The organism is Pontibacter toksunensis (assembly GCF_042686245.1).
In the GTDB taxonomy this organism is placed as follows: domain Bacteria; phylum Bacteroidota; class Bacteroidia; order Cytophagales; family Hymenobacteraceae; genus Pontibacter; species Pontibacter toksunensis.
On record NZ_JBHUOX010000013.1, the window covers coordinates 11,482 to 37,879 of the forward strand.

16 protein-coding genes are annotated in these 26,398 nt (G+C 46.5%); 2 read left to right on the forward strand and 14 right to left on the reverse strand.

The features are described from left to right. Positions 1 to 85: 85 nt before the first annotated feature. The gene (locus ACFS7Z_RS16600; protein WP_377486882.1) at positions 86 to 2,551 is read right to left on the reverse strand and encodes a TonB-dependent receptor domain-containing protein; all 2,466 of its coding nucleotides are present in this window, start codon (positions 2,549 to 2,551) and stop codon (positions 86 to 88) included. A 335-nt stretch (positions 2,552 to 2,886) separates the two neighbouring features. On the opposite strand from ACFS7Z_RS16600, the gene ACFS7Z_RS16605 reads away from it, so the two are divergent. Both ACFS7Z_RS16605 and ACFS7Z_RS16610 read left to right on the forward strand, forming a co-directional pair. Further along, positions 2,887 to 5,229, forward strand: coding sequence for a TonB-dependent receptor (locus ACFS7Z_RS16605; protein WP_377486885.1), 2,343 nt, complete (start codon positions 2,887 to 2,889; stop codon positions 5,227 to 5,229). A 4-nt stretch (positions 5,230 to 5,233) separates the two neighbouring features. Beyond that, positions 5,234 to 6,331, forward strand: coding sequence for a PepSY-associated TM helix domain-containing protein (locus ACFS7Z_RS16610; RefSeq protein ID WP_377486887.1), 1,098 nt, complete (start codon positions 5,234 to 5,236; stop codon positions 6,329 to 6,331). 209 nt (positions 6,332 to 6,540) lie between these two features. On the opposite strand, the gene ACFS7Z_RS16615 is transcribed toward ACFS7Z_RS16610, so the two are convergent. The 13 genes from ACFS7Z_RS16615 to ACFS7Z_RS16675 all read right to left on the reverse strand — a co-directional run bounded on the left by ACFS7Z_RS16615 (position 6,541) and on the right by ACFS7Z_RS16675 (position 26,056). Beyond that, positions 6,541 to 7,701, reverse strand: coding sequence for a glycoside hydrolase family 88/105 protein (locus ACFS7Z_RS16615; protein ID WP_377486889.1), 1,161 nt, complete (start codon positions 7,699 to 7,701; stop codon positions 6,541 to 6,543). Between the two features lie 70 nt (positions 7,702 to 7,771). Beyond that, complete coding sequence (locus ACFS7Z_RS16620; protein WP_377486892.1) at positions 7,772 to 9,181, reverse strand: BNR repeat-containing protein; 1,410 nt, start codon at positions 9,179 to 9,181, stop codon at positions 7,772 to 7,774. A 107-nt stretch (positions 9,182 to 9,288) separates the two neighbouring features. Continuing rightward, positions 9,289 to 11,511: a family 43 glycosylhydrolase gene (locus ACFS7Z_RS16625; RefSeq protein ID WP_377486895.1), complete on the reverse strand. Its 2,223-nt coding sequence runs from the start codon at positions 11,509 to 11,511 to the stop codon at positions 9,289 to 9,291. Between the two features lie 125 nt (positions 11,512 to 11,636). Then, positions 11,637 to 12,008 carry a DUF2264 domain-containing protein gene (locus tag ACFS7Z_RS16630; protein WP_449301460.1) on the reverse strand — a complete coding sequence of 124 codons (372 nt, stop codon included), beginning with the start codon at positions 12,006 to 12,008 and terminating at the stop codon, positions 11,637 to 11,639. 220 nt (positions 12,009 to 12,228) lie between these two features. After that, positions 12,229 to 13,902, reverse strand: a complete 1,674-nt coding sequence (locus ACFS7Z_RS16635) for a RagB/SusD family nutrient uptake outer membrane protein (protein ID WP_377486901.1) — start codon at positions 13,900 to 13,902, stop codon at positions 12,229 to 12,231. An 8-nt stretch (positions 13,903 to 13,910) separates the two neighbouring features. Further along, complete coding sequence (locus ACFS7Z_RS16640; protein WP_377486904.1) at positions 13,911 to 17,075, reverse strand: SusC/RagA family TonB-linked outer membrane protein; 3,165 nt, start codon at positions 17,073 to 17,075, stop codon at positions 13,911 to 13,913. Positions 17,076 to 17,230: 155 nt separating this feature from the next. Beyond that, entirely contained in the window at positions 17,231 to 18,490 is a 1,260-nt protein-coding gene (locus ACFS7Z_RS16645; RefSeq protein ID WP_377486907.1) for a DUF2264 domain-containing protein, read from the reverse strand. 106 nt (positions 18,491 to 18,596) lie between these two features. Next, positions 18,597 to 19,862, reverse strand: coding sequence for a glycoside hydrolase family 88 protein (locus ACFS7Z_RS16650; protein WP_377486910.1), 1,266 nt, complete (start codon positions 19,860 to 19,862; stop codon positions 18,597 to 18,599). Positions 19,863 to 19,892: 30 nt separating this feature from the next. Then, positions 19,893 to 20,168 carry a hypothetical protein gene (locus tag ACFS7Z_RS16655; protein WP_377486913.1) on the reverse strand — a complete coding sequence of 92 codons (276 nt, stop codon included), beginning with the start codon at positions 20,166 to 20,168 and terminating at the stop codon, positions 19,893 to 19,895. 135 nt (positions 20,169 to 20,303) lie between these two features. Next, positions 20,304 to 20,924, reverse strand: a complete 621-nt coding sequence (locus tag ACFS7Z_RS16660; protein WP_377486916.1) for an RNA polymerase sigma factor — start codon at positions 20,922 to 20,924, stop codon at positions 20,304 to 20,306. Between the two features lie 1,076 nt (positions 20,925 to 22,000). After that, positions 22,001 to 23,101 carry a LacI family DNA-binding transcriptional regulator gene (locus ACFS7Z_RS16665; RefSeq protein WP_377486919.1) on the reverse strand — a complete coding sequence of 367 codons (1,101 nt, stop codon included), beginning with the start codon at positions 23,099 to 23,101 and terminating at the stop codon, positions 22,001 to 22,003. Positions 23,102 to 23,464: 363 nt separating this feature from the next. Beyond that, the gene (locus ACFS7Z_RS16670) at positions 23,465 to 24,676 is read right to left on the reverse strand and encodes a DUF4861 domain-containing protein (RefSeq protein ID WP_377486922.1); all 1,212 of its coding nucleotides are present in this window, start codon (positions 24,674 to 24,676) and stop codon (positions 23,465 to 23,467) included. Positions 24,677 to 25,087: 411 nt separating this feature from the next. Beyond that, on the reverse strand, positions 25,088 to 26,056 hold the full coding sequence (locus ACFS7Z_RS16675) for an ROK family protein (RefSeq protein ID WP_377486925.1): 969 nt from the start codon (positions 26,054 to 26,056) through the stop codon (positions 25,088 to 25,090). Positions 26,057 to 26,398: the final 342 nt, after the last annotated feature.

The window sequence follows — 26,398 nt, forward strand, 5'->3', positions numbered from 1 at the left end:
ACGATACTTTTTTATCAAGGGCTGATTCTTTCTTTTTCTGCCTCTACATACCGCTTGTTCAGATAACTTTTCTGCATGAGGCATTTTACTCATTGCCAAGGATTTTAGGCTGACCGGCAGGGGCAGCCTGGTGCAGACGGTAACTGAGCGTGAGGTTAACCTGCCGTCTTCTCCCCTGGTTTTCACTGCTGGTATAAAACCTTACCCCCTCCACACTTTCGCCTTCGAAAACAGAGCGGCTGATGCGGGTGTTAAACAAGTCCAGTGCATTGAGGGTAATAGTGCCGTTTCTGTTAAAAATATCTTTACTGATACCCAGGTCTACGTAATACAACGCTCTCTGGCGTCCCTGCGGTGTTTTCTGAGGTGCTTCGTAATTGGCCCGCACCTGAAACTCTATAGCCTTGGGAAGGGTGAACCGGGAAGTATGGCGGGTAAACCAGCTGTAGGTATCAGTGCTGAAGTTTTCCTCGAAGTTACTGCCGTCGATAATGGAGCGGAAGAAGTTGAAGCTCTGGTCCAGCTTCCACCAAATGGCTGGCGTAAATGAGCCTGTGAATTCAAGGCCAAATGCATCTTCCGCGGCCAGGTTTTCAGGACGCAGCGTGGCAACGCCTTCTTCATTTACCCGCCGGATGGTGGTTATTCTACCTGTACTGTGCCGGTAGAAGATAGAAGAGGAAAGTGAGCCCGTATCGAAGTACTTAATGTGCCCAAAATCAAAGGCATTCGTAAACTCCGGGTTGAGGTTAGGGTTACCGCCCATCACGTTACGGCTGTCTGACAGAGTAAAATAAGGGCTTAAGTCAAAATAAACAGGCCTGCGCACACGGCGGCTGTAACTGATTTGCAGGGCATGCTCCTTGGGCAGATTATACGTCAGGTGCGCACTCGGAAACAGGTTGGTGTAGCGGCGCGGGTTTACTTCGTTTGTCTCCCGGAGCGTGGTTTTTACGTCAGTGTGCTCAGCCCGCAACCCAACCTGGTACGACAGCTTCTTGGTTTTATTTCCGAGGATGCCATAAACGGCATTAATGTTCTCATTATAGATAAAGTAATTATCCAGGCCGGGCAGCGGGGTGATTTCCCCGGCGGCATTCTCATCCCCCACCAGGTAATCGTTTACCATATCCCGGAAACTGCTTCGGAGACCGGCTTCCAGCTTGCCGCCTTCACCTATTGGCTGCACATAATCCACCTGGGCCAGGTACTGCTTCTCATACTCATCGTTCAGGGAGCGCTGCAGCAGTCTCCTTGCAGCATCAGGCGTGCCATCGGGTGAGAAGGTGTTCTGGGTATATACCTGGTCAGAGCTTTCCCAGTAATCCAGGAGCCGGAAATCAGCGTTCAGCTCCTGCCCTTCGCGGGCAAAGGTTTTCTTATAGCTGATGGCATACTCCGCATTCACCTCCTCTTCGTCTTCCACCTGTTTGCGGGTAGTATAACTCTGGAGGTCATTGCTGCCAAGGTAGTCTTCGTAGCGAATGTTCCGGACACGGTTTGCATCGCTCCGCCTGAACAGGTAGGAAGCTGTGAGGATACTGGTTTCGGTGAAGAAATAATCGAGCCCGCCCCGAATGTTGTTGTTAAATCCCTTCAGCCGGGTGCTATGTTCCTGTCTTAAAATGGTAGTGACGTTATCAGTAGTCAGTTCCTGGTAAAGCGAGCCAAGGCTGGGCGTAATACGGTAGGCAAGGCCATAGTTCACGAAGAAATTCAGCCTTTTGTGGCGATAGTTGAGGTTGGCGGCACCGCCATAATTGGTAGGTTCACCGGCTATCACCTCAAAGGAGCCATTGAACCCACTCTTGCGCTCTTTTTTAAGCACAATGTTGATGATGCCGGACATACCCTCCGCTTCGTAGCGCGCCGACGGGTTGGTGATGATTTCTACCTTCTCAATCAGAGAGCCCTGCAACTGCTGCAGCCCGCTGCCCCCTTTAAAACTTACCAGCCCGGATGGTTTTCCATCAATCAGGATGCGTACATTCTCACTGCCCCGTAGTTTCACGTTCCCTTCTGCATCCACCGACACAGACGGAATATTACTCAGAATTTCTGTCGCAGAACCGCCAGCGTTTGCCAGGTCCTGCCCTACGTTGAAAATCTTCTTATCCAACGACAACTCCATGGAGCTCTTTTCGGCCTGCACCACCACCTCCTTTAGGGCAGTGGCTGCCGACTCATGCAGCTTCAACAGGCCAAGGTGGTGGTCGGGCTTATCAGAGCTAAGTTTGAAGGCCGGTGATTTCAAGGCCTTATAGCCCATAAACTCTACCAGCGCATAATATTCACCTAAAGGAGCATCCAGCTTAAACTCCCCGGCCTCATCTGTAATGTTTCCGGAGATCAGGCTATTATCAGCACTCTTGAACAAACCCACACTGGCGTAAGGCAGGGGCGTGCCGGTTTGGGCATCCACCACTTTGCCGCTTACGGCCGCTTTTCTGCCTCCCTGCGCCAGGCTAAGCAGCGGAAACAGGAAGAGGAGCATGAGGCAGCAGCCAGTAAAGCAAGCGCTCCTTTTGTCTGAAAGTAAAACTCTACGCATAAGCTGGTTAGCGATGTGAGGCAAGGCTCTTATTTATTGATAAGGTAAATTACAGTTAATTTCCTAACCTGCCAACACAAATGGTGCAGCTTACTTTCATACTTCCCTATGGAGTTTTTGCGGGTATAGAAGATAGCGGCCCGCATGGCCTTCCTACTTCGCCGGGTAATACCTGCCAGGCTCATAGGTATGGTGCCGGCTCCTGCAGTGCGTAGGCGTTTTTAAAGAAAAAGTTCCTCTTTATTTAGAATTATTATAAATAAAGATTGTCTGCTAAAGCTGCAGTATATACTTTTGTCTTATATATAATCAGTCTAAATAAGGTTTTAATCTCTATGAAGAAGTCTCTACTCCTTGTTCTGTGGCTTTTTGCCTTGTCCGTTGGGCAGGCGCAAAGCCAGAACGCCAGCATCACCGGTCAAGTGACATCGCCTGAAGGACAAGCGCTGGAATCTGTAACAGTTGCCCTGGAGGAAACAGTGCTGGGCACCAACACCAGCGAAAGTGGTGGGTTTACCCTCAGCAACATCAAGCCGGGCAGCTATACATTACGTGTGGGCGGAGTAGGATATAAAGCTGAGCGACAGCCTGTGGTACTGCAAAGTGGTGACAGGCTGGACCTGCGTGTTACGCTGCAGCCAAGCACCAGTTCTCTGAACGAAGTAGTGGTGTCAGCAAGCCGGAGCGTAGAAACGCTGGATGAGACACCTGCCTCTGTGCACGTAATAGACTCCCGCACACTGCAACTGCAGTCGCAGATCAGCACGGACATTTCCAACATACTGGCTAACTCAGTACCGGGGCTGGCGCTCAACAGCAACACCACCAGCAACGTGGGGCAGACCCTGCGCGGCCGGAATGTCCTTATTATGGTAGACGGTATTCCGCAGTCTACGCCCCTGCGCAACGGCAGCCGCGATGTGCGCACCATCGACCCTGCCGCTATTGAGCGCGTGGAGATAGTAAAAGGAGCCACGGCCGTGTATGGAAACGGAGCCGACGGCGGCCTGATAAACTACATCACGAAGCAACCAACTACCAGCAAACCCTTCAGCGCCTATACCTCCCTGTCAGGAACAGGGATGCTTTTCCACCCGGAAGGCACATTTGGAGGCCGCGTTTCCCAGCAGTTCTCAGGTAAGCTGAAGGATTTTGACTATGTGGCCAGCGGCACTTACGAAAAAACAGGTGTGATGCGCGACGGCGAGGGCCAGGTTATTTCCCCGGTTTATGGGCTTGGTGAAACGAGTCTGTACAATGGCTTTGCCAAAGCAGGGTATAACTTCAGCTCTGACCACCGCGTGGAGGCCATGTACAACTACTTCGGCAGCCGCCAGAAGTCAGACTATGTGATGCAACTGGGTAAGTATGGCGAGGAGCCAACCACAGGCGTAAGAGGAGAAGTGCTTGGCGAACCGGAGGGCACTAAGTATAACCACAACGCACAGGTACGCTACATCGGTAAGAACCTCTTCCTGAACACAAACATGGAGCTGAGCGCTTATATGCAGAGTTTCTTCACCGTCTACGGGTATACCCCTTACTTTAAGAATGGCGGTCAGTCTACCATCAAGTCCCGCAAATACGGACTGCGCCTGAACCTGAACACTCCCTTCAGTTTAGGCGGCGGAGTGAATGGCAGCATTGCCTATGGCGCCGACTACCTGAACGATGTGACGTCACAGCCGCTGGTGGATGGCCGCACCTGGGTACCTGAAATGGACCTGAAGAACCTGGCGCCTTACGCCCAGTTACAACTCGACATCCTGCAACACCTCAACTTTAAGGCAGGCTATCGCTTCGACAATGTGTCTGTTACCGTGGATGATTTCCAGCAGCTGGTGCTGGCCAGTGGCGCAGGCGGTGATTATGTGCAGGGCGGCAAACTGAAGTTCAACGCCAACACCTTTAACGCCGGACTCCGCTATTCTGCGCTGGAGTACTTCAAGCCTTTTGTTAGCTACTCACAGGGCTTTTCTATGATAGACGTGGGGCGCTATGTGCGCGGTGCCAAGGAAAACTTTATCTCGCAGATGAACCTGGAGCCTGTTATTGTGAACAACTATGAAGCTGGCTTCCACAGCCAGGTCGGCATCGCCTCCTTCAGTGGAGCCTACTTCATCAGCACCTCCAGGCTTGGAGCCAACCTGATTGCCAACGCAGAGGGTGTGTACGAGATTGAGCGTGCACCGGAACGTGTAGAGGGATTCGAAGCAATGATGGACATATTCCTGTCTGAGAAGATTACCTTAGGTGCTAGCGCCTCCTACAGCGAGGGAAAAGCTGACTTCAATAACAACGGCGAGTACACCGACAATGAAGACAAGTACCTGACGAGCCTGCGCATCGCGCCGTTCAAATTCACCTCAAACCTCAACCTGAAGCCTGCAAAAAACCTGAACCTGAACCTGCAGTGGATTTACTCCGGTGAGCGCGACAGGTTTGAGCGCAATGCCAGAGGAGGCTACAACTCTGGCCAGGGCCCTGTAAAGGCGTTTAATGTGTTCAACCTTGCCGCTTCTTACCAGGCCACTGATAAGCTAAGCCTGAACCTGGGCATCGAGAACCTGCTGGACAAAGCGTATTACCTGCCGCAGGCCTATTGGTACGGCCGCGACGACAACTTCACAAGAGCCAACGGCGCCAGGTTCCAGGCAGGAGCAGCCTATAAGTGGTAAGACTTTGAAGAAGACGAACCACACATTCTCTATCCACCATTGGTGTGGGCTGATAGCCGGGATATTTATCCTGGTTATCAGCCTTTCCGGTGTTATACTTGTTTTTGATGATGAGATAGATGAAGCTGTGTTCTCCAGGCAGTCCCGTTTGGAAACACCGGCGCAGTCGCTTCATATAGATAATTCAATCGGATGGGTAAGAGCGGAGAATCCGGGCTGGGATATCCGGGTGCCCTCGTTGCCGGCCTCTTCAGATGAGGCGCTGCTATACGAACTGCGCCAGGGGCAGCTGCGCCAGTGGCTATTTGTGCACCCTGAAACTGGGGAAAAACTCTCCGTTGTTGGGCAGGCGCACAACCGTTTCTCTTACGTGGTGCTGAACCTGCACTACAACCTGCTCTCCGGCACGCCTGGAAAAATCGTCGTACTGCTGGTGGGCGTGGCGCTGCTACTGCTCACCATTACCGGCTTTATCCTGTACCGCAAATCAATCCGGAAAGTGCTGACCTTCCGGCAACGGGTTTGTTTTTTGAGCCCACGCAGCTTTTATTCCAGTCTGCACCGCATTGTGGGGGTGTGGGCGCTGGCGTTTAACCTGCTCATGTGCGTCACGGGTTTGTCGCTGGCTATAACGGTGGTAAACGCCGCGCTAAAGGGTGGCCCGAAAGAAGTAGCTGTCCCGGAGATAACAGCCTCCGTGGATGCTGCCATGGCAACCATAAACACGACCTATCCCGGTTTCGAAATTAGCTATCTCCGCTTCCCGGTTAATAATGAGGGGCAGCTGCAGCTTTTGGGCCGCCTTAAAGCAGATCCTTCCTACTACGGCCGGTTCTACAGCAGAGTCCCTGTGAACTACGAAACAGGCGAACTTGGGGAGCCATTTTTCCTGCGCGACCAGCCCTGGTTAGACCGTTTTCTGACGGTGCTGCACCCCATTCACTTCGGTGATTTTGCCGGACTGCCTGTAAAATTACTGTATGCCTTCTTCGGGCTGATGCCAGGTGTTCTGGCTATTTCAGGCTTTTTCATATGGAGGCTACGCGGCAAAAAGGAGTATAAAAGAGTGCCAAAAGCCAGGGCTAAGCTATCTTTACCTTAGCAGCCTAATGGAACGATACACCTGCTGTCTTCTACGCTCAGCAAAATGGCTCTTGTTCAGGAGAAGAGGCTGAGCCTTCCTGCAGATACTTAGCACGCCACAAAGAAAATGCATGTAATTGTCCGTTTTTGAAGCAAACTACATGCACTCCCGCTACAACCTGCCTAATGTCGTTTTAGCCAAAGTTACATCTAATCGAATGCTACATTCTAATTCTTATCAACATAGCGGTACATTTCGGAGGCTGCCAGTAAGAAAGCCCCAACTCCAAAATTTGAAGTAGAATTCGCGTCCACCACTTGTCCCGGGATGGCTCTTTCGCCGATTGGCTGCACATAGCCAACCTTTCCGCTCGGTTGCAAAGCCACTGTGGTTAAATAGTTGTACCCTTTGGCAGCAGCCGGCAAATACTTTTCCTTATCGAGGTAGCCGTTGTTGATGCCCCAAAGCAAGCCGTAGGTAAAGAAAGCGGTGCCGCTCGTTTCAGGCCCAGGTGCAAACTCCGGGTCCAGGATGCTGCGTGTCCAGTAACCTTCAGGCTGCTGGGATTTGTTTATAGCCTCTGCCATACTCTTGTACCTTTCAACAAAAAACTCACGGTGCGGCGCGTCTTTTGGCATATCCTGCAACACCTTGGCCAGCCCGGCAAATACCCAACCGTCTCCACGTGCCCAGAAATCTTTCTTACCGCTGGCACTTTTGTGCTTTGGGTACACATACCTTGCATCACGGTAATATAGTTGCTCTTCCGGGTCATACATTACAGAGTCGGCGTAGCGGTAGTAATCATACAGCTTCTCCAGGTACTGCTCATTACCCGTAGTCTTATAAAGTTTGGTCATCACCGGCATCACCATATACAGGCCATCGGCCCAATGCCAATAGTCGTTATTCGGTGTGGTCATCTGGTACTCCATCACCTCCCTGGCACGGGCTATTTTCTTCTCATCTTTTTCTTTGTCAAGGTTATATAAGTCGATGTATGTCTGGAAAGCAATCTGCCAGTCACCAAACAGCACATGGTCATCGGTCTCTCCGTATTTGTACTTCCAACTCGCCTTGTCGGGCGACTTCGCGCCCATCCACTCGTTTTTCTCCGCCCATGCTTCTGAGTATTGGCGGAAATCTTCGTTCTTCGTCACCTTGTAGGCTTCCATATTGCCGGTGTGGTAGGCAGCAACGTCCCAAAAAGCCCATCCATGGTCAGGGTTTGTTTCCTGCCAGTAAGTGTTCGCCTTATTGATAACCTGGGCAACCTCTTCTTTCGACTGAGGGACAAGCGGATTTTCGGACGATGTTCCGGTAGTTGTTGCGCATGCGCTGAAAATCCCCAGCAACAGCGCTAGATAAATAGATGATTTAATTTTCATGTCAAAATTTAAAACGGGTTGATACTGTTATTTAATTGACCTGCTGGTACAGGCTTAATCTTATTAATCATTAAAAATCGGGCTTCCACTCCACTACTTTTATCGGCTGGTGCGGCATGTTGGCCTGTCCTTCGCCATCTACCTGCTCTACTTTCTGCACAAACAGGTTCAGTATTCCTTTTTCTTTCCAAAGCTCCGTATCGTAGGTGGGTTCCCAAGAGCCTAACGACTCCTGTGTCAGGTCCACAATTGACCATTTTGGGTCCGACAGTTTATTTATGACCACCGCTGAGGCTTTATTGCCCCTTTCCTCATCCCGGAAGAGCATCAGCACCGATGTATTGGCACCCGCGTTCTTTACCAGCACCTGCGGCCTGGCAATGGGTATGCGTTTGGTACCTACCCCACTCAGGCTGAAGGGTGTTGTGCGAAAGTCCAGTTGAAGCGATTGCCAGGTCTTGCCATTGTGGTACACCAGGTGGTACTGCGGAATTTCGGAACCGGCCTCCCGCCAATAAGTGGCGACAAAAGGGTTGCCTTCGGCATCGGCTCCCATCGACGTCTGGTTAATGAGTTCGCTGTTCTGCGGAATCTCCCATGCCTTTTCTGCTGTGGCTTCTGTTATAGGCAATGTATATTTCTCCCCGGTCGATTTCTCCCAGGTTTTACCCCCATCAGTAGAGCGGGCGTAGCTCAGGTCGTGGTTGCTGGCTACATTAGGGCTCTCGCGCCATACCCACGACACATGGATGGTGCCCTGCTGGTCGATGTGCGCCTGCCAGTAGGCATTGCGCTGGCCTTCGCCATCTATCAGGCTGCTGTGCAGTTGGGTCCATTGCCGGGTGTTGGTGTCGTAGCTGTTGATGACCATGTTGCCCTGCCCGGAGCCGCCATCGCGGTAAAAGAACATGAGGTTGCCGTTCTGCAGCCGGTAGAACTCAGGATAAGACACGACCCGCTCATTCTGGCCCGTCATGGGTATTTTGTTTGTCATTTGCAGGGAGCCAGGGCTCACGCTGCGGGCATAGTTCAACTGGTTGTTATGGTGGTCCCAGGAAAGGTGCAGGTAGCCATCCCCATCCACCATGATGCTGATGGTATTATGGGCATCCGCTGCATTGCCTTTGAAATTAGTCTTCTGTATTTCCCAGTTATCTGTTCCGCTTTTCCTCTTCGCCAACACTACATGCTGGTTCTCATCATACCATGCGGTGTACTGCGTATCCTGATGTGTAACCAGCGAGTTTTTACGAAATACCACTGCATTCACAGAATTATTCGCCCAGCCATCTGCCACAGTTATAGTATTGGGTTCAGACAGACGGGAGGTCGTGCAGGAAGTGGCCATTAAAGTGGCTGAGAGAACGGCCACCGTTAACCACCCCTGAAAAGTATATTTATACGTCATGTAAGAGCTTCTGTACATCACTGTGGCGCAGTGCGAAAGGCCATTGAAATCAGCTTTGCTATTTTTAGACACTTAAGTTAAACTGTATGCGTGTCTGGCCAAGGTTTAAGCCCGTGCTTTCCTATATAGAGACAGGTACACTGCTTTTTTAGACTTTTTCCTTCTGATTTATTAGTCAATTAGTTCATCCCAGCCTTTTTCAGGTTAACTCCCTTTACCCCCTCATGCGTCGGCTTCACCTGTTTGATGCTGCCGTCCGGGTTAAACTCCAATTTGTCTATGCTCACCTCCCGGTTATACCCAGCAGCGCTTCCCATATTGATTCCGTTAGGATAGTTGAAGCGGTGGTACACAATGTACCACTCTTCTTTGCCCGGAATCTGAATAACGGAATGATGGCCTGTCGCATAAATTCCTGCCGCCGGGTCTTTGGCGATGACCAGGTTACTTTCCGGTACCTTTATTTTTCCTAGCGGGGAGTCAGAAGTGCCGTAGCGTACTCTATAGTTTTCACTGCGCGTATCGTCTTCAGACCACATAAAATAATAAGTCCCGTTCCTGTAAAGCACGTTCGCTCCTTCCCTGAATGTAGCGTCCGGCGTCATCACTTTTGTTGTACCTGGCTTCAGGGAAATCATGTCTTCATTTAACTCGGCACCGGCCATATAGCCGTTGCCCCAGTACAGGTAACTTTTGCTTGTTTTCGGATCAGTAAAAACATCAGGGTCGATTTGCTGCCCACCTGTCACTCCCTTCGGAAAAGCATCGATCAATGGTTTTCCGGAGTCTACAAAAGGGCCTGTCGGGTTATCAGCCACAGCAACACCAATCTTCTGTGCGGCTGTGAAGTAATAGAAATACTTATACTCCCCGTTCATCTTCTTCTCAATGATGGTGGGTGCCCAGGCATTTCTGTCAGCCCAACTCACGTCTTTGTTCAGGTCCAGTATCACCCCCTCATCTTTCCAGTTCACCAGGTCCTCGGAAGAGAAGGTTTTGAAATACGTGCCTGACCAGCCGGTAAAGCCATCGCTTGTGGGGTAGATATAAAACTTGCCTGTTTTTTCAGAATAGATAATGTCCGGATCGGCATAAAAGCCTTCCAGCGCCGGGTTGTGGTATTCTCTTGCTACCACGTCATACGTCTGAGGCTCCTGCCCCTGTATCTGCACCGTGTACTTTACTGGTCCAGTTGTAAAGTTCTGGGCGGATGTTGGTGTAATGGTAACACCAGGGAAAGTGATAAAGGCCGGGTCAAAAGAGGTTAAGCTGGTACCCGGCTTTACAGGCAGCGTCAGCCTTTTTCCTGCCGTGTCCAGGGAGATGTTTATCTTCTTCAGGGCAGGGGCCTTGGCCGACATGATGATGTCATCGGTGCTTCCCCACTTGCGCATCAGCCTAGCTGCTTCTTCGGACGTGATGGGTAGCACGGTGCCATGGCGGGGATGGAAATTCATACGCACTTCCTCATCTATCACCGTGAAGTTTTGCAGGTCTTTGCTTTTGGTAAACTGGTATTTTCCTTTTGTATACACGTCATACATCAGGATATACTCATCACTGTTGTTGAGCTTAAAAACACCTGAACCTTCCACCGGGTCCTTCGTCTGCTGCACATACTTGTCCTGCAGCTCATACCCTTCCGTCAGCTTATCGGAAGTAGCGATTTTTATACCTGCCCCCTCTCCTTCTGTTTTAAAAAACAGGTGGTACTTGCCGTCTTTGTAAATGATGTCGCCATCAATGGCAGCACTGTTGGTGGGGCTGTAGAACAGTTGCTTTGGCGTAGTTTCCAGGGCAGTAAAGTCATCGTTGGCGTAGGCATAGTAGATCTTGTCAGGATCCTCACCATGCTTCATCGAAAAGTAAATCATGTACTTTCTGGCTTCGGGATCATAAATGGTCTGCGGTGCCCACACCCGCAGCAGGTCTTCCTGGTCGGGAAACTGCTCCTGGATATTTACCACACTGGAGGTCCAGTTCACCAGGTCCGTAGACTTCAGCAGCACCATGGCCCTGTTGGAGCTCCAGCCGTTGGCCGACACCATATCAGTTACCACCATGTAGAACGTTTTGCCATCGGCCCCGCGCAGAATGTGCGGGTCCCGCACACCGCCAGTGGAGCTGATGTCTGCTGAATTAATGACAGGCTTGTTTCCGTTCAGGGCCCTGTAGGTATACCCATCGTTGCTCAGGGCAAACCGAATGGCTTCTTCGTCTTTGCTGTTACCCGTGAAGTAGGTGAACAGGTAGGCACCTGGCTTTTCTGCTGCTACCTCTGCCTGGATAGTCTTTCCTTCACCGTTTCCGGCAGTGGAGTTTGTGAGTTGCTGCCCACAGGATGCAGCCAGTACACTCAGGGCCATACCCGCGTACAGGCCCAAGCGTTTGCGTGTGCTCACGCGGGTATATCTTTTTAGAATAGAATGGAAGTGCATGTTGATATTAGATTCAGCTTTTACTTTTTCTGTCTTTATAAACTTATACTGGCTATAACCCTTGAGGAACAGCTATCTTAGCTGTTGTTTTAATGTAGGTCCAAGGCGTGATCTCCAGGAAAATCCTGCCCTGTCCAAGCTTTCACGGCTGTCCAGGGGGCTGCCGGCGATGACCAGAAGGGATCTGTTTCCGGCAGGCCAAGCGGCAGGAAAATCGCAGCGCAAAGGTATAAGCTGCCAGTGGTAATATAAAAGTCGGCCGCATCTGGCTGGTACCCGTACAGGCCAATGTTAAGCCAGCCCTCTTTGGTGAAAGCAGAGGGTGCCTCCAGCGTTTTCTGGTTTACAGCCGTTAAGGCGGTGCGTACCTGTCCCGGTTTCAGGGACTCAGGAAATTGCCGCCGCCACGCCATATCTGCTAGGTGATGGAAAGCCCCTGCGGCAGGGATCTCATAGAACAGGAAAGCAGTATAGAGAAGCCTCTACACCGCTTTACCGTATCCGATTGGCACTAGCCAATATGCTCAATGAATTGGCGCCCATTCCCGTCTAAAAAGTTCGGGATGAGTCATGTTTAGCCAGAATTATTTGCACATCATGAATATGAAACTAAAAACTGGGTAATAATCTTTGTTCTTAAACTACAACATTTCACAGTTTTTTGATTTTAAGAGGTTTAAATTAATAACCAGGATTCTGTTCTAATTGTGCACCGCGGTTACCTTCTATCTCATCAGCTGGTATCGGCCAAAGATTAAAATGTTCACTTAATCCTTGGTCTACATAAAACGGGTTGTATTTCAAGACGCGGTCGTACAATAAGCCTAAACGCATTAAGGTAAGTTTACGTTTTTCTTCCAAACCGAGTTCGCGCATACGCTCATCCAGAATATAATCTATATCCACCTCTGCAGCAGTTATAACTGATGCGTTTGCTCTTCTGCGTACGGTATTAATATCTTCAGCAGCAAGTTCGGGTTGGCCATTTGCTAAATACGCCTCAGCTCTAAGCAAATAGGTCTCTGCTAGTCGTACCATATATTGATCTGTATAGGTTCCACCTGCAGCACCAGTAAGTGCATATGGTACGGTAGCTGGTACTCTGTATAAGCCTGCCGGATGATTAAAAGGAGTTGTAACTTTGGTTGGATAAGCATAAAACTCCCTTCGCTTAGGTGCTGTCTCGGTTGACCAGACAGTATCACGACCTATCGCTTCTGCGATAATTGCCAGGGCGCTTGAATTATCTTTGTTGTACACTCTAACAAAGTTATGATTTGCGTTTCTGATGTCATTAACAAAATCAGGATTGGTTACATTTTCACCCCAGATTGCATTTTCATAGTAATCCGTAGGTATTCCCCAGCCAATACCGCGACCACCTGTATAATCTCCAACGGGCCAGGAGTTGAAAGGCGGGAATCTCAATAAGGGAGCAAAATGTCTTTCGGCTAAATAAGATCCTCCCATACCTCCAGATACTATACCACCTCCCTGAATATCCAATTCAAATTGAATAACCCATAAAGCCTCTGTGTTTCCACTACTCCTGTTTTGATTTCCGCGTCTAAACAAATCCCAATACACATCTCCGAGATTTTCATCGGAACGGGTACCAAAGCGTGATTGCATAAGTGCTGTATTAGGATCATCTATAACTTTGGAAGTAGCTTCAATGGCATCTGCAGGTTGTCCTAAAGCCAAATATGCTTCTCCTAAATAATGATAGGCAACCAAATTGCTTACCCTACCATCTACCACTTGATCGATACTTGGCAAATTTTCAGCAGCAAAGGTTAAATCTTCTACCACTTGATTGAGCACTTCCTCTTTGCTGGCACGTACAAAATCAACTTTAGGAGAAGTCACCTCTTCTAAAACCAAAGGTACCCCACCATATAAGGTTACTAAAACATTGTAAGCAAACCCTCTAAAAAAACGAGCCTGAGAAACGATGTCCTGAGTTTCCGCCTCGCTCATCTGCGAATTTGGAGCTCTTTCTATAATAGCGTTAGCCTCGGCTATGGTTTTGTATAGCAAATTCCAATGTACCGTAGGGATGGGACTTGCAGGATTATAAGCCTGTGCCATATTACCATGTCGTACGAAGCCTCCTGGCTCGCCATCATAAACAAGATCTGTACCGTATATGAAATCAAATGGTCTTTGGTCATCCCTGTTGTAGAATTGTCTTCTAACCAGGAAATATAAATTGTTTACAGAAGCACTAAAATCTGAATAGGTTGTATATGCATTCGCAGAACTTAAGAAATCTTCTGGTCTTTCATCCAGGAAATCTTCGTCACACGAGGACATAAATACAAGAAACGACAGAAATATTAATATCTTTTTCATGATTCTTCTTACAATGTTAAATTAAGACCTACCGAATACGCTTTTAATACTGGTCTTCCTCCTCGGTCTAACCCCACACCAGTCTCAGGATCCCAACCTCTCCAATCTGTCCAGGTGGCCAGATTCTTACCACTCACAAATAGGCTCAAGCCTTCTATTCCAAATCTTTCTAAAAGAGCTTGATCGAAATTATAACTCAGGTTTACGTCTTGTAATCGTACAAAACTCCTGTTTTCAAATCGTGTACCCGCGATACCAGGCGCTCCTGCAGCCAATGCATTTAAACCACCAGGATTCTGTGGAGACCAATAATCAATACCACTTAAATGATTTAACCACAAGGTATTGGCATTTCTATACAAAGCATTATCGTTTTCTGCTATGTAGAATTCGTCACCACCCTGAACAGAATTGAAGAAAATATTTAAAGAAAAATTCTTGTATGTAAAAGTATTCAACAACGATGCTCTAAAGGCGGGATCACGTGTACCTAATATTCTTCGGTCATCTGCCTGGGCAATAATTCCATCACCATTTTGATCTACAACTCTATAATTTCCAGGTCCGTATCCAGGAATTATATTATCTTCTCCAATCTGATAAATACCATTCACTTCATAACCATAAATTGCGTTAATAGGCTGCCCTATAAAGAGCCCGTTTTGTATTAAATCATCTTCTACACCATCACCATCTGCATCTTCACCGGTAAGTGAAATGATTTTATTTCTATTTGCTGAGAAATTGGTCGTTGCACTCCAGCTAAAATCTTCTGAGCGCACAACATCACCAGTAAGCGAAAGCTCTACCCCTTTGTTTTGTACCTCTCCTAAATTGGTTTGAATTGAGTTAAAACCAGTTAGGTAGGGAACTCTAACAGCAAACAGCAAATCGTTGGTTATATTGTTATAAACATCGATACTACCCTGTAAACGGTTTGAAAAAAGTCCGAAATCAAGTCCCAGGTTAAGACCAGTCGTTTTTTCCCATCGCAAATTAGGGTTAGGCAGAGAAGTTAACTCCTGACCGAAGGCAGGACCTGCACCATCGCCAAACACATAAGCTGCACGTGTAGTTAATCGTGCAAGCGAGCTATATCTTCCGGTTTGGTTACCACTAATCCCATAACTTACTCTGAATTTAAGATTGTTTACCCAACTTACATCTTGCATAAAGGCTTCGTTAGAAACATTCCAACCCAGAGCTCCTGAAGGGAAATAGGCTGTTTTTTGGTTTTCAGCAAAAGCAGAAAAACCGTCTCTTCGAATTGTACCGGTAAAGATATAGCGATTATCAAATTTATAATTTACCCGAAACATCTGGTAGTTTAGGCTCTCTGTAAAAGCTCCGGAGCTTGGTACAGGAACTGAACCCACGTTAAGGTCATTATAGCCTAAAGATAATCTGTTAAAATTAGATACATAAATATCCGTATCTTCGCCTTTTCGCTCAATAGCACCATAGAGCAATGTCGCACCTAAATCGTGTTTTCCAAACACACGGTTATATTTCAGGATATTATCCAGGGTATAATCTCTGTAAAAATTAATATATTTCCCTGCATCACCTACTCCCCCTGCACCGTAAATGCTTGCACCATATTGCTTATCAATCCTGTAATTATTACCAAAATTTAAACGATAAGAAAGTCCTTCTATAAAAGGAATATTAATCTCTGAATATAAGTTGGCAAAAAAGTAATCATGACGCTCATAATCTTCTGTATCATAAGCTAAAAAAGGATTTAACTCTATAGTACCGGAAGGGTTTCGTACTAAGTTACCATTCTCATCATATGGCGTCAGCAGTGGAGAGAATGAACGTAATTCAAAAAGCGCTGGCTCATCACCATCCTGATTTATGAAGGAACCAAAAGCTTGGATTCCTATATTCCACCAGTCAGTGGCATCTGCATCAAGATTTACACGAACACTTTTCCTGGAAAAATTATCGTTTTTAACAAGTCCTTCCTGCTCAGTTAATCCTAAAGACAATAAGTAGCTAACTCTTTCAGAAGCACCAGACAAGCTAAATTTATTTTCTAGAATATAACTGTTCTGAGTACCTTCATCATACCAGTCAAAATCAGTATTATTAAAATTACCGGGATTATTCGGATCCTGTAAGGTAAAGTTTACATTAGCCCCTGGGTTGTTTCCAAAATACCCTTGGTAATCTGGATTTGGAGTCGTGTATGCAGGTGGTAAATATTGATATTGATAAAGCTGTCTTTCAAGATAAGCGATATATTCATCTCTACGCATTGGTCTTAGATCAACCGTAGGACTTAAAGTTGCATATGAAGAATTAATTGTGATTTGAGGTTTCTGATTTCTTTTACCGCCTTTTGTAGTAACTAAAATCACACCGTTAGCTGCCTGCGCTCCATAAACCGCTGTTGAACTTACGTCTTTAAGAATGTCGATAGACTCAATATCATTAGGGTTTATCGAAGCCAAGGACCCATTATACTGTATCCCATCTAAAATGATCAGTACATTTTGATTTCCACTTAAAGAGCTTCTACCACGTATACTTATTTCGGGTGTAGCACCTGCAGAGGTTACCTGACCAATATTTAATCCTGGAACAGTACCCTGCAAACTTTGGACAACATTAGTGTTAGGTGCTTCCCTAAAAGCTTCAAGATTAGCACTGGCTACGGCTCCTGTAACATCACTTTTTTTCTGCGTGCCGTAACCTACTACCACTACTTCTTCCAAAGCTTTTGCATCAGCTCCCAACGTCACATTGATAGTAGACCTGTTGTTAACAGGCACTTCCTGTGACGCAAAGCCAATATAGGAGAAAACCAGTGTGCCATTTCCATCCGGAACAGTAATAGTATAATTCCCACTTGCGTCTGTTGGAGCAGCTTTATCAGTTCCTTTTAGCAATACCGTCACACCAGGCAAGCCCACACCACTTTCATCTGTAACCTTTCCGGTTACAGCCAGTTCCTGGAATGCAAATGTCCCTCCTGTAGACCATGAATGGCCTGAATTGGCGAGAGCCTCATCTAGAAATTTTGCTAAAGCGCTTTTGCTTAAATCATTAACAGATTCAACCCTGTTTGCACTAGAGTAACTGTGCGCTACCCCCGGGAAAGAGACACAGCATGCTGCAAGAGCCAGGCTATACCTTCCCAAAAAATGTGTAGTTACTTTTTTCATACCATTCATTATTTTTTACTTAAACAGGAAATAATTTAAGATTGCAAACTTTCATAAGACTCTATGTTATAATTGGTTTAGTCACTCCAGAGACGGTGCAAGCGATACAAAAAATCACTTATCAATAAAAGTAATTTCCTCCACAAGCAGCATCATTAGTCTCTAATAGCATGGTCTATAGGAATTTGCTCGCCACTCCATATTTTTTTCTGCGTCCATGGTTTTGCAGGATTTGTCCAAAACGGATCTTCGGGAGCCAAGCCAAGTACAAGAAATGCTTCTGAGCATAAATAAAGGCTGCCGGTCGAAATATAACCTTCGCCTATGTTCGGCTGGTGACCATAAAAACCAATGCGCAACCAGCCTTTTTCATCGAAAGTGCCGGGGGCTTCTATTTGATTCTTTATAACAGTATATAATGCCGAGCGTACCTGTGCGGGATCGATATCTTCAGGTAACTCTTTCCACAAAGCAACCTGGGAAAGTAGTTGAAAAGCACCAAAACGGTAGGCCAAAGAACGTCCGATTGGCGGATAAGTCCCTTCCGGCGATATTAGCCTCTCCTGAATAGCAGCGTATCTTCTTGCCCTATGTTTTACACGTTCAAAATCTTTTTCTCTTTCATTTCTGGTTTCTTTGAGGACTTTAAAAATGTCGAGCATCATCGGCTGAATTACAAAACTGTTGTAATAGTCCCAATGAAACTCCCGTCCGTCTCCATACATACCATCACCAAGGTACCACTCCATATGCTTGTTTAAGGCATAATCCATTCTTACCATGTCTGCTTCGCCTTCAAATTTTAATATGGCAGCTTCCACCATTCCGGTAAATAATAACCAGTTGCTATAATGAGGCTTGATGACACGGGAAGACTTTAAAGCTGTAAGTACATTTTGCTGTGTCTCCGGAGTGAGCCTCCCCCACAATTGATTCGGAGCTCTTAATAGGGCCTGGGCCAAAAACGCAGCATCTACCAGTGGCTGGCCATCCTTGGTGAAATTCATAAAATCCGGAGATTTGGGATCAGTAGCATTGTGGATGCTCTTCAGGGCCAGCTGAATATACTTTTCTCTAAGCTTTCCCTCCGGAGTTTTGTCGGGACCTAACTCCAGCCAGGGAGCCATACCAGACAAAAGGCGCCCCAAGGCTTCCAGGTAGGTAACATGCGTACGATCATCCCAGGCACCTGGCGATTTCTCAACCGGCATCCTCTTCCTTAACTCGTTCTTGCTTAATGATTGTAAGACAGGATCAGCGATCTTCACAAGTGTAGACACATAATATTCTCTTACCTTCGGCTCTTTTTTAACAGGAGGATCTACATATGCATGCCCTTCATGAAACATAAAAGCAAACAAGAAGACCAAAACTGTACATTTTTTCATCAAGCTAAGGCTTGTATAATATTTCATATTAAAACTTGTTTTTTGACTCGTAACCTAACTATGTTAATATCTACTCTTTCTTCCTCCTGGTCATGGTATGAAAAAGAAAGATCTTTTTTGGGGAATGCCGTGCCTATTCCGGTACTTCTGCTGATCCTTCTTTGCCATATTCCAGGTACCTCTTTAGCGCTTCAACATAATAATAGTCGCCATAGGTAAGAGGAACATCTACTTCGGAATTTGCAGGAAGACTGCCAACACTGTGCTTCAGGATAAAGCCGCCATTCGTACCTGGTGCTGCCAAATATTCAGGGGTAGACAAGGTGCGGATTATTTGTTCTGCATTGTTGAAATATTGTTCGGCCTTTTCGCCTTCTACATACTCACTGAGTTCCAATAAAGCAGATGCCATGATGGCAGCAGTGGAAGCATCGCGCGGGGCATTCGGGATATTCGGAGCATTGAAATCCCAGTAGGGTATTTTATCCTCAGGCATATTAGGATGGTTCAGAATAAATTCTGCTATCTTCTTTGCCTGCTCCAGGTACTTTTCATCGCCTGTCTCCCTGTACACATCGATAAAACCATACAAACCCCAGGCTTGTCCTCTGGCCCATGCCGATTCATCTGCATAGCCCTGCGCAGTTTTTTTCTCCTGTACATTTCCGGTCTCAGGGTCATAATTCAGAACATGGTAAGTGCTGTTATCTTCCCGGAAATGGTTTTCCATAGTTGTATTAGCATGTTCCACCGCAATATTATAATAGGTTGAATCGCCGGTTTGCTCTGTAGCCCAGAAAAGCATGTCCAGGTTCATCATATTATCGATGATTACCAGAAAGTCTTCCGGTTTTGAATTCCATGATCTAATCGCCCCAACCTTCGGATTATACCGAGTGACCAGAGATTTGGCACTTTGTATTATGATATCCTTGTATTCATCAGATGGATTTAAGCGATAGGCATTGCCAAAACTATCAAACATCATAAACCCAAGATCGTGGGTTTCGGTATTAAATTTTTCCTTTTCCAACACGGTCATTATCCGTTTTGCTTCCGTAAGCAATACCTCATCTCCTGTTTCTTCATATAGATATAGTAAGGTACCAGGATAAAAACCGCTCACCCACCATCCTGAATCGCTGGTTTCAAGCGAATCATTCTCTGCATAATAAGTCTTAGGAAAGCGCCCCTCAGGGAGTCTTTCCATCAACACTTTGTATTGTGCGGCAGCCTTTTCCAGGTTTTCTTCAGCAAGTTCCTCTACCTCCTTGTCCGGAGAGATTTTTGATTGTTGTTGTTGAACATTTTCGCCGCCGCCGCTGCTGCTGCTACAGGAAAACTGTAGCCAGGAAAAAGCAACCAGAAATAATGTACTGTACCTGTTGTTTAAATTCATATTAAATATATTAAGGAGATTTGATAATTGTCACTTGGTATAGACTGTTGCATCAAGACCTTCCGTTGAACTTTGAATTTTCTCCCAAAGTAAGTTTACTTTTTTGTCAGCAAGTCTGTGGTTAGCTGCATTAATCTGCAACACCATCTCCTTTGCTTGTTCCACTTCTTTCGCTTTCTCAGTATTCTGAGCGATGTACTGCCTCCAGAAGGCATCTTGAGCAGCATCATCTTCTATAACCCAAAGCCAGAATTTTTCATCTTCAGCAAACTCCTCTGCTAAGTAACGTTCATAATTTAAGTTCATCTTTTTCAGCCTTCTTCTTTGATGTTTCTTTTATTAAAGAGACTTTCTCAGTAAAATTTGGACATACTTACCAAATTATTTAAGAATGAAGGGAAAAGTTAAACGGTTAAAGCAAAAAAATGATAGGAAGAAAGCTTAATAGGCGATATGCAGGTTCTTTACGTTCTTTTTAAGAATCGTTATCCCCCTGCTTACCAGTTTATAAATGTTATCGGTGCTCATGTTCATCACCGCAGCTATCTCCTGGAAAGAGAGGTTCTTGTAAAACTTCAGCAAGATTGCCTTACGCTGATTCTCGGATAGTTGCAATAAGCCCTGCTTCAGGTTGATTTTCTGTAACGCCTTGCCTTGCCTGTTGATAAGTTGGTCCTCGATGGAGGCACTGGAGTCCTTCAAAGCCTCTTCAAGGTTAGTGTAGTCATCAAACAAGATGTCCTTTCTTTTTAGCACCTCTTTGTAGATTCTTCTTTTAATAGAAGCATACAGGTAATACCGGATGGAGGCAGGCTGCGAAAGATTCACACGGTTCTTCCACATATCCAGGAACAGTCCGTGTATACAATCCTCTATTAGTTCCTCATTGTCTGAGAACTTCCTTGAGTAGTTATAGATAACCTGAACATAATCTTTATAAATAGTAGCAAAGGCATTCTGATCTCCCGCCTGGAACAATTCCCACAAAGACTTTTCTGCATCACCTTTTGCTATATGGGTTGCCGTTCTTACCTCGTCTTGTTTTAGTAAAGCTATTTTCATATCAACCTCATTTATAGAATCAACCTTCTTAATGCGCCTTATACCTGTTATGGCGCTTCGTATTGTGCTCTTGTTCTGTTATATTTTACTTTCAGCTTAGGCTTACAGGTCTTACTCCTTCATGCCCCAAGAAGAAAGGATGCAGGCACTTATCCTTCATCGCGTGTTTTTTCAATAGTGGCAAATAGACTTTCCCGCAGAGCCTGCCTCTCTATCCACCTAGTTTCAGAGGCCTACTGCGTACATTATGTCAGGTTTTATGTTCATTTTGAGGTATTGCGGTTTTATTTGTGAAGCATCTGCAAACGTTTGCAGGAAATACGAAGCAAAAGGACTGCAAACGTTTGCATATTATATAAAAATATAGTTCCCAGCAGTTTAGGATTAACTAAATTTTTCTGTGTTGCTCTATTGTAGGTCATATAATACTTGTAGCAGCGCTTCCTGTTTTGAGTACTTACTTTTGCTTAAAAGCATTGATTATAAGTATGCTTTACTCTTTAAATGTAATAAACGTTTTTATGACACCAAAAATTTACCGGACTTTTTTTAGATAAAAAAGATGAGCACACACTTACATTGCAGCTGTAAAAAACCCCTCACTTATGTACAGAATTGTACTCATCAGAAGCAATCTGAAGCTCTTTTAAATCAGATTGAGGACACTAAAAACAATGGATTTGGCTTTCAAAAGCCTACTGTCTATGTTATTAAAACCGGAGTAGCGAAGGAAACGTGATGGAGAAAATAGGATAATTAGTAAGAGCTAAAAAGTATCAGAGCAGACTATTCTAAGTTAGTATGTAAATTATATGAATAGGTAAGCCTGCCAATAATTGATTGGAGAAACAGTTGCGCGTAAACTACAAAGAGAATAGCATTGACAGTTTTTCCACTTCAAAGTATGATGCTGCACTATGCGAAGCTGTGAGGTGTAACAAGCCAAAGCAACTTGTGCAGGGTTGAATAGAGTGGTGCTTTGATAAAGCTTCAATAAAGAAAGACCCAATATCTGTGTTGATAGGCTGTATATTAGAAAGGACTACACCTGTAAAACAGAAGGTTGCTCAAACTACCTAATTTGTTGACTGTTTAGCTTTACCTGCTTGGCTGGGTGTCAGCTGGCTTGTCTGTAAAAGTTGGGTTTCCATTGCCTCACTGGACGCACGCTTTATCAGTTCTACAGGAGTGGTGATGGAAACATAGTTGTTGTTCTCCTCTATCTTATGCTGAAGCAGGTCCATCATCAGGGTGGCAGCCTGACCACCTACTTCATAAGGGAACTGCTCAACAGAGGTAATAGCCGGCGTGATGATTTCTGTTCGGGGATCGTTGGAGTAGCCCGTAAGCATTAAGTCCTCAGGAATCCGGATATGCCGCTTTTTAGCGTATTCCAGCACAGCAATTGCGGTGGTGTCGTTGCAGGCGAAAATGGCGTCCGGCAGGGCTGCTTTGGAGAAGATGACATCGCAAGTCTTCTGTGCATTTTCCTTCGTCAGTTCATGAAAGAATACCAGGTCATCATCCAGCAGCACATCATACTCTTTCAGCGCATTCAGATAGCCCTTGTACCTGTTCTGATAAATGCTGCAGGTTAGCGGACCACCAATATGGGCAATCCTGCGGCAGCCTTGTTGCAATAAATGCAGGGTCATCTGGTATCCGCCGGAATAATCATCTCCCTCCACTTTATGGGCATCGTAGTTAGTAGGGACTCTGTCATAAAAGACAAGGGGGATTCTGCTCTTCGAGAAAATATTGAAATGCGAAAAGTCAGCCGTGTGCAAGGCTGACGAAACAATAAGCCCCTCTACCCTCGATGCGTACAGCACGTTTACCAGTTCCTTCTCCATAGCCGGTGAATCATTCGACTGGCATATCATCAGGTTATAGCCATATGCATGCAGTTTGTTCTGAATGGCAGTGGCCACAGTGGACGGAAAGTACTGCGACAGCCGGGGAAGGATAAGACCGATGGTATTAGACCGGCTGTTACGCAGGCTGGATGCGAGGGCATTGTGCCTGTAGTCATGCTTCTCGACTAGCTCCCGCACCCGCACCTTTGTTTCTTCGCTGATATGCGGGTGGTTGCTCAGTGCTCTGGAAACAGTAGACACAGACACTCCCATCTCTGCTGCAATATCTTTAATTGTGTACTGTGGTTGCCTGTTCATCATCCTGGTATTACATTCTCTCTATGCTGTTCATCTGTGCCCAAGGGCACTGCACATACCATTTCTAAAAGGTAAGGCTACTGTGATGGCTTCATGCTTTACAATATTAAGCCTTAGCAAATACAAACCTGCCGGTTCTATTATCTGCATATGTGCGGCCTGGCAGAGTATATATTGCTCACACATTATACAGAAGACAATACCGGCTCCGCATCAACACTAATAAAACCAGCAAGGCGCTGCATTGGTTTTCTGCTTATCTATAGTAAGTTGCATACGAGGGCACAACGTTGTTTCGGAAGCAGCCAATCCCCGGATAACGATTACTTTACCAACAGCCTGTGCACCAGCTTCCCCAACTTTGCTTTAACGCAGGAAGTTTACCTCCAGCGGCGATGCTATCCGTTTTGCAAAAGTAGCCAAGTACTGGTCCCACTCTTCTTTAGACTTGAACTGGCCGCTCTTTTCCCAGCCAAAGCCGGCATAGTATACTAATTTGCTGCTGTCGGGGTTCGTGATGACGTACAGGTGACTCTGGTCTTTCGTTTCCACGCGGTGGTCCTTATAATCCTTTACCACACCCGGGGCAAGCACAATGCCTGTACCCAGATTTGAGCCATCCATCGGTTCCCAATAGCGGAACCACCCCTGCTCCGGGTTGGCTTTCACTTCGCCTTCCTTCTCGTGCAGTGTAATTCCGATGGTGGCGTTTGGCAAGGGCTGGTCTGCCTCCAGGTGATTCTCGAAGCGAGTCAGGTTACTGCCCAGGTCAAGGCTGATGCGCTTCTTTTCAGTAATGGTGCGGCCGTTCGCCTCCCAAGGTGCATATGTCAGTTCAAATATAGTGCGGATAGGACCTTCTGCTATGGTTTTGTAGCCCGTGAAGTTCCTAGAAACGTACAGCGTATCATTCTCCAATACACCTAAACCTCCGATGCCCCTGCTGGGCCCCACGTGGTAGGGGTCATAGCCTTCGCCGCGGTCCTGGTGGTAAAAGTTCGGGTCTCCTTTGTACCCCTCATACCACTTATCTATGATGGGATAGTCCACGCGCTTCAGCCAAGCATCCATACCACTAGTGAGCGTACCACCTGGCTTCCCTTCCTCCACCATCTGCTGCGCCACAGGCCCATACGTACGGAAGGCGACACGGTCATTCTCCCAGGTATAGTCGTCGGTGCGCTCCGGCACAAAGCGGGAGTATGTTGTGAGTTTGCTCTTAGGTTGCTGTGCTGCTCCGTCCTCAGCACCCGTTATTGTGAATTTCTTTTCAGCGTTTGCCTTTATGCTTGTCTGAAACAGGATTTCATCTACTGTACCATCTGCATCATTATCCAAAGCCTGCGTCACGAGCAGACTGTCTGTCTCCCCGTCCCGGATTAAAATATTTTCAACTCCGAATGCGCTTACCAAATCCTCCACCTCATGTACAGGCACACTCACTGTCTCAGATACCCGGTCTGCTTCCAGGTTATTCTTTACCGTAAAGGCTACTGAATTGCTCTCTTCCTGCTGGCAGGAGGAGAAGAGTATGGTGGCAACTATACTACCTGCCCATGCTAATTTTCTGAATTTCAAAGTACAAATCATCAAAGTCCGTTTTATTTATTGATTTCCTGAGTTAGAAGGAGAACTAGATTTTACTTGCATCACTTAATGATAAGAATAAAATCTATATTCCTGCTGCTCCACCACTAAAAGCAACCTATGTTTCCAAGAGCTATTTTTCACTCCTTTTGGACATGCAAGACATCATTATCCGATTGCGAATGGACTCGGCTAGCCATAAAAGTTTTAAAGCTGCACTTAAAGTTGAGCAGGTTTTAACTCATAGCTCTTCAAAATTAAAGTCCTCCGATTGCTATAAGCAGCAACTGGAGGACTTTGCATCTGAAAGAGCGTGAGGCCTCCGTAGTGGCAGCTAATCAACATTCTTGCAATATGGGCCTGCACTGTCGTTGTCCCTGGCTTGCCTCAGCAAAAGAGCTTTTATCTTTTTATTTCCCATACCAGGGCACTGGCACCCAGGATAGCAGCATCCGCTTCTTTCAGTTCGCTAAAAGTGAGCATGACCTTGTTCCTGAAAACAGCCAGCAGATTTTTTTCCATGTGTTCCCGCACCGGATCCATGATCAGGTTCCCCGCTTTGGTCACGCCGCCGAACAGGATAATGGCCTCCGGCGAGGAGAACATCACAAAGTTGGCCAGTGCCTCCCCCAGGATCTGCCCGGTAAAGCGATAGACTTCCTTCGCTATTTCATCACCTTTCATCGCGCATTCATAAACAGCTTTGGAATCAATCTCCTCCAGAGGATACTGTTTCAACAGGCTTTGCTTGTCCGCGCCGGCAATCATTTCCCTTGCTGTAATGGCGATGCCTGTGGCGGAAGCATAGGCCTCCAAAGAACCGTAAATCTCGGTAGACCAGTGTTGCCTGCCACCGTGCCGTACAACAGTATGGCCCAGTTCTCCGGCAAAGCCGTCGTGGCCGTAAATCAGATGCCCACTCGTTACAATGCCACTGCCCACCCCGGTACCCAGGGTTATCACAATGAAATCTTTCATCCCCTTTGCCGCACCATACATCATTTCGCCCACCGCAGCGGCATTGGCATCATTGGTTATAGAACAAGGCAAATGAAATCTCTCGCTAATCAGCCGGGCAAACGGAACAATGCCTTTCCAGTTCAGATTGGGAGCGTGCTCGATAGAGCCGGTAAAGTAGTTGGCATTAGGAGCGCCAACACCAATGCCTTTGATATTTTCGACACCTACTGCATCAATAGCCGGAAGTATAGCAGAATATAGCGCGGCTACGAAAGCTTCTGCTGTAAGGAACTCGCTGGTGGACATTCTGCCACTGTGGGAAATGTCTCCGCGGTGATTCACGATGCCATACTTGGTATTGGTGCCCCCAATATCTACTCCGATGGCATATTGCTGTAAGTTGTTGCTCATCAATTTATCTTTTGTTACCTGTAGTAAATAATTCACGGCACCTCCTTTGCAAGGGAGGCTACCTGCTCTCTTAGAATACGCGAAGTTAACAATCGCGCTTGATTTTCACTCCCTTCAGTGCTGTTGCTTTCAATAGCTTCTTCAGCCTTGTTTCTGTAGGCCGTTACGGGTACTCAGGGTAAGGCTGGTACTGAGTCAAGTGGCTTAATGGGTTATCTCCTGAATCAGAAAATAACCAGGAAAAAGATATACAAAATTATATTTGAATCGTACAATAGTATCATAGTTGGAATTATCCAATCCAATAGGTTTTAATATACTGCTCACACGCTGGAAATCTAA